At 66.0% G+C, this 12,424-nt stretch carries 5 protein-coding genes; all 5 read left to right on the top strand.

Translation table 11 applies throughout. The features are described 5' to 3' along the window. The first annotated feature begins 351 nt into the window (after positions 1-351). The 5 genes from GLR48_RS15720 to GLR48_RS15740 all read left to right on the top strand — a co-directional run bounded on the left by GLR48_RS15720 (position 352) and on the right by GLR48_RS15740 (position 12,415). Complete coding sequence (locus GLR48_RS15720) at positions 352-7,959, top strand: peroxidase family protein (protein ID WP_237062822.1); 7,608 nt, start codon at positions 352-354, stop codon at positions 7,957-7,959. Positions 7,960-8,034: 75 nt separating this feature from the next. Beyond that, positions 8,035-9,225, top strand: a complete 1,191-nt coding sequence (locus tag GLR48_RS15725; protein ID WP_237062824.1) for an ABC transporter transmembrane domain-containing protein — start codon at positions 8,035-8,037, stop codon at positions 9,223-9,225. Next, positions 9,107-9,841 carry an ATP-binding cassette domain-containing protein gene (locus tag GLR48_RS15730; RefSeq protein WP_237062826.1) on the top strand — a complete coding sequence of 245 codons (735 nt, stop codon included), beginning with the start codon at positions 9,107-9,109 and terminating at the stop codon, positions 9,839-9,841. Before GLR48_RS15725 ends, GLR48_RS15730 begins: the two co-directional genes overlap by 119 nt. Further along, positions 9,838-10,530: a hypothetical protein gene (locus GLR48_RS15735; protein WP_237062828.1), complete on the top strand. Its 693-nt coding sequence runs from the start codon at positions 9,838-9,840 to the stop codon at positions 10,528-10,530. The genes GLR48_RS15730 and GLR48_RS15735 overlap by 4 nt, the downstream gene beginning before the upstream one ends. Next, a complete protein-coding gene (locus tag GLR48_RS15740) occupies positions 10,448-12,415 on the top strand; it encodes a calcium-binding protein (protein WP_237062830.1) in 1,968 nt (655 codons plus the stop codon). Before GLR48_RS15735 ends, GLR48_RS15740 begins: the two co-directional genes overlap by 83 nt. Positions 12,416-12,424: the final 9 nt, after the last annotated feature.

A 12,424-nucleotide genomic window follows, 5' to 3' on the forward strand; every position in this document is an offset into this window, starting at 1 on the left:
TGTCGGACCAATGGCCGTAGCGTGTAATCCGGGCCATCCGGTCGGTGAAAAGCCTTTATTATAAGATATTTCGCATGACATCACGCTATGGCGCGTTTCCAGACCGGTCAAGTTTTGCCTGTGGCGCGCCGCACAATCATCAGACCTTGGTCCCAGTCCGACCCGGTCAGAATGTCGCAGGAAATCGCTGCCCCTCTCGTCCTGCCCGGACGGGCGCGCCTGCCGTAGCCTGCTTGCAGTACCGAGGGAACAAGGTGCTGTCAGCCGCAGGGGCTGCACGCTGGCCATGTTCCGCAACAGACCAATTCACGGTGGCCGACAGGGCCACGCATAAGCCAAGGGGACACCGACATGGCCACCACCGATTTCAACGTGAACCAAGACGACCTCGCCTTTATCCTGCGCAACATCAAAGTCGCCGAGGCGCATTCCGGCGGCATGACCCTGACGGCGGCCATTCAGGCGGCTTACGGGGTGGACGCGAACGATGCCAATCTGCTGCCCGCGGGCCTGCGGACCGTCACGGGGGTCTACAACAACCTCGCCCCCGGCAAGGAGATGCTTGGTGCGGCGGATACGCCCTTTCCGCGGATCACCGACCCGGCCTTCGTGAACGACCCAGACGGGGATTCTATTGACTTTGACGGACCCGGTGGCCAGCCCGCGACCGTGCAGGGCAACTACGGCATACCAGGCAACGTGGTGGACGCGGACCCGCGCACGATTTCAAACCTGATCGTCAACCAGACCATCGACAATCCGGCAGCGATCGCAGCGTGGTTTTCCAATCCGCTGGCGCTGGACGCGTTCCACGAACGCTACGGCCCCAATGCCAAACCCATTGATCCCAAGGATGCGATCGTCGCCATCACCGATCCCAGCTTCGAGGCGACGTCCCTGGCCGATGGTCAGGCGGGGGTCATATCGAACCCGTTGGGCAACTTTACCACAGCCGCACCGGCGGGCTGGACGCTGACAGGGGGTGGTGGCCTGTTCGCCCCCGCTGCCACGACGACCAGCGCCGCGGGCCACACAGGCGGCAACGTCGCTTATCTGCAGGGCGGCGGCAGCCTGTCGCAGAACCTGTCGGGCGTCGTATTGCAGACCGGCGGATCCGTGTCACTGAGCCTGAATGTCGGCGACCGGACGGACATCGCGTGGACCGGTGGCGAGGTGCGCCTTGTGGACGCCAATGGCGTCGTGCTGGCCACCGCCATCCTGCCGGAACCCGCCGACGGTCAGTGGTCGAGCGTCACCCTCGACAGCGGTCCGGTGCCTGCGACCTCGAACGGTCTGGGCGTACGGCTGGAAATCGTGAACACCGGCGGAAACCAGTTCCTGATCGACAACGTGGCGGCCACGGCGCTGGGCGCGAACGAGGTGCCGTTGGACAACGCGGATATTGCCACCATTCCGAACCAGTCGCCGGACATCGGCCTGTCGCCGGGGTTCAACTCCTGGATGACGTTCTTTGGGCAGTTCTTTGACCACGGTCTGGATCTGGTGACAAAGGCGGACAACGGCACGGTCTATATCCCGCTGAACCCCGACGATCCGCTGATCAAGGGCGATGACGGAATCCTTGGCACGGCGGACGATCTGCCGCCGCACCTGCAGTTCATGGCCGTCACACGCGCTAAGGTCGATGCCAACGGCAACGCCGAGAACACGACGACGCCCTTCATCGACCAGAACCAGACCTATACCTCTCATCCGTCGCACCACGTGTTTCTGCGGGAATACGTCATGGGCAACGCCATGGACGGCAAGGGCGAGCGCCCCTTGGCCACCGGTCACCTGCTCGACGGCCAGCAGCCCGGCACGATCGCCACCTGGGCCGACGTGAAGGCGCAGGCGGCCAGCATGCTGGGCATCGCGTTGAACGATTTCGACGTGCACAACGCACCGCTGCTGGTCACCGATGAATACGGCGAATTCGTCCGCGGGCCGAATGGCTATCCCATGATGGTGATGACCGACGGATCACTGAAGGAAGGCAACCCCGCCGCACCGATCACCACCGCGGGTGCGGTGGCAACCGGCCACCAGTTCCTGGTCGATATCGCGCACCATGCGGGTCCGGGGATCGTGGACCCCGACCATAATCCGGGCACGGACAATTCCGTGGCGCAGATTGCCGACTTCGACATGATCGACGCCAATGGCGACGGCGTGTCTGACGCGGCCGATGTCACGTTGCTGGCTGGCAGGCTGACCGATGTGACAGGAGACGGCGTGATCGACGTGGCCGATCTGGCGGACGTCAACCTTGACGGTGTCATCGACGCCGCCGATCTGGTCGCCGACGACCACAACCCGCTGACGTATGACGACGAGATGCTGGACGCCCACTACCTGTCCGGCGACGGCCGCGGCAACGAGAACATCGCGCTGACCGCCGTGCACTCGGTCTTTCACGCCGAGCACAACCGGCTGGTCGAGGAAAACAAGCTGACGATCCTCGAGTCCGCCGCCGGTGGCGACGTGACCTTCCTGAACGAATGGCTGCTGGCCGACGTGACCGAGGTGCCCGCCGACACCTCTACCTTGGTGTGGGACGGCGAGCGCATGTTCCAGGCCGCGCGCTTCGTGACCGAAATGCAGTATCAGCACCTTGTCTTCGAAGAGTTCGCCCGCCGCATCCAGCCCAACGTCGATCCCTTCGTGTTCACCAACACACCAGACATGGACCCGTCGATCATCGCGGAGTTCGCGCATACGGTTTACCGGTTCGGCCATTCGATGCTGAACGACACGGTCGACCGGCTGGACAATGACCTGAACCCGCTGGGTGGCGACCATGCCACGCTGATCGAGGCTTTCCTGAACCCGCAGATGTTCGCGGCCTCCGGTGCGGACGTGGGCGAGATCATCGCCAACGTGGTGCGCGGTGCTGTCGGTGACGTCGGCAACGAGATCGACGAATTCGTGGTCCCTGCCCTGCAGTCGAACCTGCTGGGCCTGCCGCTGGACCTCGCTGCGATCAACATCGCCCGCGGCCGCGAGACCGGCATCAAGTCCCTGAACGAGATTCGCAAGGAGCTCTACAACGACTATGGCCACGCGGACCTCAAGCCCTACACCAGCTGGATCGACTTCGCCCAGCACATGAAGCATCCGCAGTCGCTGGTGAACTTCGTGGCGGCCTACGGCACCCACGCCGCCATCACCGGCGCCACCACGCTGGAGGAGAAGCGCGCCGCAGCTTGGGAGTTGATCACCGGCACAACGCTGGATGGCGTTCCTTCGGCCAATCCCCTCATCGCCGATCGACTCGATTTCCTCAATGCCCGTGGGACCTACGCCACCGCTGCCCTCGGCGGCATGAACAACGTCGACCTGTGGATCGGCGGTCTGGCCGAAGAGCTGAACGAATTCGGCGGCATGCTGGGATCGACCTTCAACTTCATCTTCGAATACCAGATGGAGCATCTGCAGACCGGCGACCGCTTCTATTATCTGAGCCGCACGCAGGGCACCAACCTGCTCAACCAGCTGGAACCCAACACCTTCACCGATCTGGTGATGCGCAACTCTGACCTGTCCGATCCTCATGCGACGCACCTGAACGGGTCGCTTTTCGTCACGCCGGACTTCGTCTTCGAACTGGACCGCGGCATCGCACAGCGGCACGGCACCGTCGATCCGACGCATGATGATCCCTTCCTTCAGATGATCGATCCCAAGGTCGAGCGCGACTATTCCAATACGGTCACCATCGACGGCCACGATTACGGCGGCACGATCCGGTTCTCTGGCGGCGAGCATGTCGTGCTGGGCGGCACCGAAGGCCGCGACAGCCTCTACGGCGACAAGGGCATCGACACCCTGTGGGGTGACGGCGACGACGACTATCTGAACGCGGGCATGGAATCCGACAACGTCTTTGGTGGTGCCGGCAACGACATCATCGAGGATCCCTTCGGCGACGACGTGCTGCGCGGCGGCGAAGGTGACGACGTCATCAGCGCCGGCTCCGGCCTTGACCTGATCTTCGGCGACGAGGGCAGCGACTTCATCATCATGGGGATGGACGACAAGGAAGGCTTCGGCGGCGAGGACAACGACTTCATGCTGGGCGGCACCGGGAACGAGCTGGTGCAGGGCGGCGAAGGCGACGACTGGCTGGAAGGCGGCGACGGTTTCGACACGCTGGCCGGCGACAACTCTCAGCTGTTCTTCAACTCCACCATCGTCGGTCACGACGTGATGTGGGGCCAGGGCAACGACACCGATTACGACGGTGAAAGCGGCGACGACATCATGCTGTCGGGCCCCGGCATCCAGCGTTTCAACGGGATGTTCGGCTTCGACTGGGCCATCGCCAAGCACGACACGCAGGGCGTCGATTTCGACTTCGGCATCCCGCTCTTCGTGAACGACCCCGGCTTCATCCTGCGCGACCGCTTCGATCTGGTCGAAGGCGGATCCGGCTGGAAATACGACGACGTGATCGCCGGCGACGACCGCGGCAACACCCGTGTCGACTTCGGTATCGATGCGGTGTGGGAAAAGCACCAGCTGGACCAGGCGGGCATCGACCGGATCGAAGGTCTGGCCGAGTTGCTAAATGTCGTAGGCGTGGCGGGCGCGTCCTTCCGCGACGGCAACATCCTGCTGGGCGGTGACGGCAACGACCGGCTGCAGGGCAATGGCGGTTACGACATCCTCGACGGCGACGCCTGGATGAACGTGCGTCTGGCCATCGGCCCGGATGCCAACGGGGTGGAGGCTCCGGTCACCACGGCGGAAAGCCTGGCAGAACTGGTCCCCTACATGCTGAACGGCACGATCAAGCCTAGCCAGATCAGCATCGTGCGGGAAATCCTGTATGACGAAACGCCGGACGACAATATCGACACCGCCATCTATCGCGGCACCCGCGCGGAATATCTGATCGAGGGCGCCGACACGATGATCATCGACGGTCTGGAGGTGCAGGGCTTCTTTGGCTATGCCTTCGACGCCAACAACGATGGCTTCATCTCGATAATGGACCTCGACGACGGGATCACCGGCGCCACGGTCAACGGCACCCCGCTGATCAGCCGCAGTCTGGTGGTCGACGATACCGACAAGCTGCGCAACATCGAACATCTTGAATTCACGGACCGCACCCTTGTCGTCGGCTCTGACCAGATCCTTGGGATCGGGACAGTGGCGATCAACGATCCCACACCCTTTGACGACGGCACGACCATTCTGGTCACGCCCTATGTCGGGCAGGAACTGACGGCGACCCTGACCCTCGACCCCTCGATTTCCGCGCCGCTGGATGCGAACGGCAACCCGGTCGGGCTGACCTTCGAATGGCAGCAGAAGCTGGAAAACGGAAACACCGGCTGGCAGACCATCGGCACCGGCCTGACCTATGTGGTCCAGCCCGGCACTGCTGGGCAGCTGATGCGGGCGGTCGCAGTGTTCGAGACTGCGGGCGGCATCACCGAGCGGATCGGCGGTCCGGCCACGGATCTGGTCGAACGCCCCCTGTTCGTGAACGAGGAATCGCCAGCCGGCACCGTGGTCATCGACCGCGTTCCCTTCGACACCGCGGGTGCCCTCGTTCCCAGCCAGTACATCAGTCACGCCATCGTGCCGGGTCAGGATGCCGGTGGGCGCTTTGCCATCGTGACGAACGGCCTCGATCCCAACGGCGCACCGCGCTATTCCATCGTGGTCGCGGACCCGGCGCCGGTCATGGATTACGAGATGCAGGATGCCTTCCAGACGGTCGACAACCAGTATCAGATCGTGGTCCAAAGCACCGATATCCGCGACGGCACCATCATCGACACGCGCCAGCTGACGGTGCTGCTGAACGACGTGGCAGAGGTGAACGTCGCACCGACCGACATTCAACTGAATGTCGTGGCCGCAGGCGATACCCTGCCCGATGTCGGCCTTCTGGGCACGCTGTCCACCACGGACGACAATGCGATCACCGGCTTTACCTACCAACTGGTGGGTGGCAGCGTCGGGTTCGCGGTCTCGCCGAGCGGTGAGGTGTCGCGGCTCGACACACCGCTGGACGCAGGCACGACCTATACCCTTGATATCCGGGTGACGGCCCCCGATGGTCTGACCCGGACCGAGACCTTCGTGCTGACCACCGGCGACAACGGCAACAATGCCATCGTCTTCACTACGGCCAGCGATGCCGTGGGCTATGGCGGCAACGGTGCGGATGTCATCGTCGGCAACGTGGGCAACGATGCCCTGTTCGGTCAGGTTGCGCGCGACCAACTGTTCGGCGGTCTGGGCAACGACAGCCTCTACGGTGGTCGCGGGGTCGATGACCTCTTTGGCGGCGACGGCAACGATACTCTGATGGGTGACGAGGCCAACGACGCGATCTTCGGTGGCAACGGTGACGACCGGATCGTCTGGACGTCGCGCAACGGCGGCGGCATCGATGGTCACGACGTCATCGACGGTGGCGCGAACGATGCGGGTGGCGATACCTTCGTGCTGAACGGGCGGTCCGACATCTCGGAACTCTACCGCATCTACACACGCGCAGAGGCCATCGCGGCCGGTGCGACGGAAGCCAGTCTGGCACCGGGCACCGAGATCGTCGTGACACGCGGCAACAACCTATCCTTCGATGTCCGCATCATCGCGGAACTCGATAACATCGAGGAGATCGTGGTCAATCTGGCCCGCGTGACGCCGCTGACGCCGAACGGCGTCATCAACGGCAGCCGGATCGAGGTGATCGGCGACTTTACCGGTACCAGCCTGCGCCCGAACACGATCCACATCGACGGTGGCTCGGGAGACGATACGGTCGATATCTCGGCCCTGACCTCGGCCCACCGGATCGTCTTCAAGTCGAACGGCGGCCACGACACGGTGATCGGAACGCCGCGCCCGCAGGACGTGATCGACATGGGTGACACCCCGTTGCCCGATGCGCCCGTCGGGGTTCCGACCAGCACGACCGATGACACCGATCAGGATGACGACGACAGCGGTGAAAGCGGCAGTGACGATGGCGCGGACAATTCCGGCAATGACGGAGCTGACAACGGATCAGACGGATCCGATGACGGCAGTGCAACCGGCAGCGGGTCGGACGATGAGGGGTCCGTTGACGACGACGGGGGTGACGACGCGACGTCTGAGCCTGTGTCTTCGGATCCTGTTGTTTTGGTTCCTGCGGTTGTGGACATGGTTTTGACGGGGACGGATGCGGGGGAGACTCTGGTGACCGAGACCGGGGCGGATCATGTGTTTGGCGGCGGCGGCGATGACAACATCATCACGGGTGCTGGGGCGGACATGGTCTTTGGCGACGGCGGGAGTGACCGGATCTTTGCCGGCGACGGGGCGGATTACGTCACCGGCGGGGCCGGAACGGATCTGGTCTTCGGCGGGGCCGGCGACGATACCTTCGTGGCGACTTATAGCGACGGCGATGACATCTATCATGGCGACGGTTTGGGGGGTGACAGCGGGTCGGACACGCTGGACATGGCGGCGATCAAGCTGGCCGTCACGGTCGATCTGGGGACCGACGGCAACAGCCGCGGCAGTGCCTACAGCGGCTGGACCGGGACCGATATCCTTTACGACATCGAGAATGTCGTGACCGGGTCCGGCGACGATGTCATCACCGCAAGCACGGCCGTCAACGTGATCGACGGCGGGGCGGGCATGGATATCTTCCGCTTTACCAGTGCGGCGGCGGCGGACGGCGACACATTGTCGAGTTTCCAGCCCGGCGACACCATCGATCTGTCGCAGATCGACGCGATGGCCGGACAGGCCGGGGATCAGGCCTTCACCATCACCAGCGGCGCGCTGACCGGTGCGGGGCAACTCCTGATCTCGGAGGAGGTGCGCGACGGCCAGACCTTCACCTTGGTGCAGGGCACGGCGGACGATGACGCAGAGGCCGACTTCACCATCGCGATCCGCGGATCGCATCACCTGACCGCGGGCGACTTCAGCCTGTGATCCCGCAGGCCCCGGGCGGCGTCACGCCGCCCGGGGCCCCCCACACGTCAGTCACATCACCTGAGGGGAAGCGTCATGCGCGCAGGGGACACCAAAGACCACATCAAGATGAAGCAGGTGCAGAAGATCACCGCCGGGCTGAAGTCCGTGCTGGTCTATATCTTCGGTCTGTCGGGGATCATCAACATCCTGGCCCTGACCGGGTCGATCTACATGCTGCAGATCTATGACCGCGCGCTGGGCAGCGGCAGCATTCCGACACTGCTGACGCTGTCGGCGCTGGCGATCGGGCTCTACCTGTTCCAGGGGCTCTTCGACATCCTGCGCTCGCAGCTGCTGGTGCGGGTCGGGGCGCGGCTGGACCGGCAGATCGCCCCCCTCGCCCACCGCGTCGTCGTCGACATGCCGCGCTTTGGCTACAGCACCGCCGAGGCGCTGGAGCGGGGCCGCGACGTCGATACGGTGCGCGCCTTCCTCGGCAGTCAGGGGCCGGTCGCGATCTTCGACATTCCCTGGATGCCGGTCTTTCTGATCTTCGTCTACATGCTGCACCCGCTTCTGGGCGCGCTGACGCTGGGCGGCATGGTCGTGCTGGCGATGATCGCCGTCGTCACCGAACTGCTGACCCGCCGCCTGACCGGGGCCACGCAGGCGGCCGTGATCGCGCGCAATGCCATCGCGGAATCCAACGCCCGCAACGCCGATGTCATCAAGGCGATGGGCTTTGCCGGCCGCGCGGTGGAGCGGTTCACCGCGGCCAACCGCGACCATCTGGACCTGCATACCAAGGCCAACGACATCTCGGGCACCTTCGGCGCGCTGTCGCGGGTGCTGCGGATGATCCTGCAGTCCGCGCTGCTGGGTCTGGGCGCCTATCTGACCATCACCGGCGATCTGTCGGCGGGGGCGATCATCGCCTCGTCCGTCGCCTCGTCGCGGGCGCTGGCGCCCATCGACATGGCGATCGGCAACTGGAAGCAGGTCGTGGGCGCCCGCGCCGCCTTTGCCCGCCTGAAGGAGACGGCCATCGCCACGGCCAGCGCCCCCCGCCCCGCTGTCTCTGCCCACACCGGTCGGATCCCTGCGGCTGGACGCGATCACCGTGGCCGCCCCCGGATCGGGCCGGGTGCTGCTGGCGGATGTCACGATGGAACTGGTGGCCGGTCAGGCGCTGGGGATCATCGGGCCGTCGGGCAGCGGCAAGACGACGCTGGTCAAGGCGATGACCGGCATCATGCCGGTGCTGCGCGGGGCGGTCCGCCTTGACGGCGCCGACCTGCCCCAGTGGCCCGAGGCCGAACTGGGCCGCTACACAGGCTATCTGCCGCAGGACGTCAGCCTGATGGACGCCACGATTGCCGAGAACATCGCGCGCTTTGCCGAACATCTGGACATGACGGCGATCGTCGCGGCAGCGCTGGCCGCGGGCGTGCACGAGATGATCGTGAAGATGCCCGACGGCTACCAGACGCGTCTGGGGGCGGGCGGCATCGCCCTGTCGGGCGGTCAGCGGCAGCGGATCGCACTGGCCCGCGCGCTTTACGGCGACCCGTTCCTGGTGGTGCTGGACGAGCCGAACTCCAACCTCGACACCGAGGGCGAGGCGGCCCTGACCGAAGCGGTGGCCAAGGTGCGCGCGCGCGGCGGCATCGTCGTCGTCATCGCGCACCGCCCTACGGCGCTGGCCGCGGTCAACATGGTCGCCGTCGTGCAGGGCGGGCGTCTGACCGCCTTCGGCCCGAAGGACGACATCATCGGGCCCAAGCCCGTCCCGCAACCCGCAGCAGACCGACCCGCAGCAGACAGGCCCGCCACAGACAGGCCCGCGGCGGCAGAGCCGCAGCCGATGGTCCTGCAACCGGCACACCGGGTGACGGCATGATCAAGGTCAAGAAGACACGGTCCGATGCGGATCAGAAAGACCCGTCGCAGCCCTACGGCTTTGACGACGGCGCACCGAAGGGCGGGTTGCCGCAGGCGATCGCCATGGCGGTCCTGTCGGTCGCCTTCTACCTGCGCTCAATGGTGAGCGGGCACACCGAAGCCGCCCGGCCCCAGACCGACGCAAGGCCGGACCAGCCGCGCCCCGCGGCGCCAGAGGATCCGCAGGTCGGCGCGGAACCCGTGGCGGCCGAGGCCGATGCGGCACCGGCGCAGGCCCCCTTCGTCGACCCCGATGCCACGGCCTTCATCGCGACCCTGTCGATCAGCACCGGCCGCAATGTCGTGTCACTGTTCCACAACACGGTGGCGCTGGACCGGGCGGGTCCGGGCGCGCTGCACGGCGGGACCGTCCCGCAGGCCGCAGGGGTCCAGACCTTCCACGGCGGCACTGCGCCGCACGCGAACAGCCTGCACCGCGGCGCTGACGTCGCAGGACCCGGCGGGCATGAGGCGCCACGTCCGGCCCCTGCCCCGCAGACGCCACACGCCCAGACACCACACGCCCAGACACCACACATCCAGACCCCGGACCCCCAGGGACCCCGTGACCGACACGCCGGCACCGCCGGCGGTCCCGCCGGCCCGGCCCAACCGGGCGCCGGTGCGGCTGCGGTCCGTGACCCTTGACGACATTCTGGGCACCGGCGCGATCCTGATCGGCACCGCACACCTGCTGGAACATGTCAGCGATCCGGACGGCGACGTCCTGCGGGTCGTGGACATCACCGCCTCCGCAGGCACGCTCATCCCGGTTGCGGGCGGGTTCCTCTATACGCCGGACCCCGGCTATGCCGGTGTCGTGCAACTTGCCTATCAGGTCAGCGACGGTCAGGCCGCGGTCGCGCAGATGGCGCACCTGAACATCCGCCCCGTGTGCAAGGACGGCACGGATGCAGCCGACGTCCTGACAGGGACCGATGGCGTGGACGTGATCGCCGGGGGCCGCGGCGATGACCAGATCGCGGCACAGGGCGGCGACGATGTCATCTACGGCGGCGACGGGGCCGACCGCATCCTTGGCGGGGCCGGCGACGATCTGATCTATGGCGGGGCGGGCGACGACATCATCTATGGCGAGGCCGGGCACGACCGGATCGACGGCGGCGCGGGCCACGACATGATCTACGGTGGCGACGGGTCCGACGTCCTGACCGGCGGCGCGGGCGACGACGCGCTGTTCGGCGGCGCGGGCTCCGACATGATGGACGGCGGCACCGGTGACGATGTCCTGTCCGACGGGGCCGGGTCCGATATCGTGACCGGCGGTGCGGGGTCGGACACCGTCATCGTCAGCGCAGACCGCGCCGACGACACCTTCCAGGGCGACGCACCCGAACCGGGCGTCGCACCGGACACAGGCGCCGTCGATACGCTCGACTTCAGCGCCGTGACCGCCCCCCTGTCCATCGACATGACCACAGGTGTGGCCGAGAGCACCGACAGCGGGCACGACAGTTTTGCCGGGTTCGAGGTCGTGATCGCGGGCCGTGGCGACGACGTCATCCGCGGCAGTGCGGCGGACGAGGTGATATACGGTGCAGACGGCGCCGATGCGATCACCGGCGGGGCCGGCGATGACGCGCTGTTCGGCGGCACCGGCGACGATGTCCTGTCCGACGGGGCCGGGTCCGATATCGTGACCGGCGGTGCGGGGTCGGACACCGTCATCGTCAGCGCGGACCGCGCCGACGACACCTTCCAGGGCGACGCACCCGAACCGGGCGTCGCACCGGACACAGGCGCCGTCGATACGCTCGACTTCAGCGCCGTGACCGCCCCCCTGTCCATCGACATGACCACAGGTGTGGCCGACAGCACCGACAGCGGGCACGACAGTTTTGCCGGGTTCGAGGTCCTGATCGCGGGTCGCGGCGACGACGTCATCCGCGGCAGTGCGGCAGACGAGACCGTCGTGGACGGCGCGGGCCGCGATACCGTCACGCTGGCGGAGGGCCGCGACCGGATGGTCGTCACGCAGGACATGTCGGCGGACAGCTTCGACGGCGGTGCGGGTCAGGATACGCTGGATCTGTCGCAGATCGAGGGCCCCGTCGTGGCCGACCTCAGCACCGGGCGCGTCGCAGGCGTCACCGGCCCCGCGGACAGCTTTGACAGCTTCGAGGTCATCATCGGCACCACAGGCGGCGACCGGTTCATCATCGGCGACGGGTCCGTGACCCTGACCGGCGGTGCTGGCGACGACGTCTATTGCTTCAACACGGTCGATGGCATCGCGCAGAATACCGCGACGATCACCGACTTCGGCATCGGCGATGCGATCGAGACGCGGATCTGGCGCTTCTTCGAGGACGACGGGCGCGACGATCACGGCGGCCTGCGCCTCGATGGCGCAGCACCGCCCGACACGCTGCGGCCGCTCAACCTCAGCTTCAGCTACGAGACCGGCACCGATGGCGACACCACCCGGATCGACATCCACGAGGATGACATGTTCGACGCCTTCATCACCCTGACGGGCCACCACGTCCTGATCCTGCACGATGCCCTTTGATCTGACCAA

It is taken from the genome of Loktanella sp. M215, assembly GCF_021735925.1.
Classification (GTDB): domain Bacteria; phylum Pseudomonadota; class Alphaproteobacteria; order Rhodobacterales; family Rhodobacteraceae; genus Loktanella.

Coding starts and splice junctions, on each gene's coding strand:
- GLR48_RS15720 (WP_237062822.1), top strand. CDS start 352: ATGGCCACCACCGATTTCAACGTGAACCAAGACGACCTCGCCTTTATC.
- GLR48_RS15725 (WP_237062824.1), top strand. CDS start 8,035: ATGCGCGCAGGGGACACCAAAGACCACATCAAGATGAAGCAGGTGCAG.
- GLR48_RS15730 (WP_237062826.1), top strand. CDS start 9,107: ATGGAACTGGTGGCCGGTCAGGCGCTGGGGATCATCGGGCCGTCGGGC.
- GLR48_RS15735 (WP_237062828.1), top strand. CDS start 9,838: ATGATCAAGGTCAAGAAGACACGGTCCGATGCGGATCAGAAAGACCCG.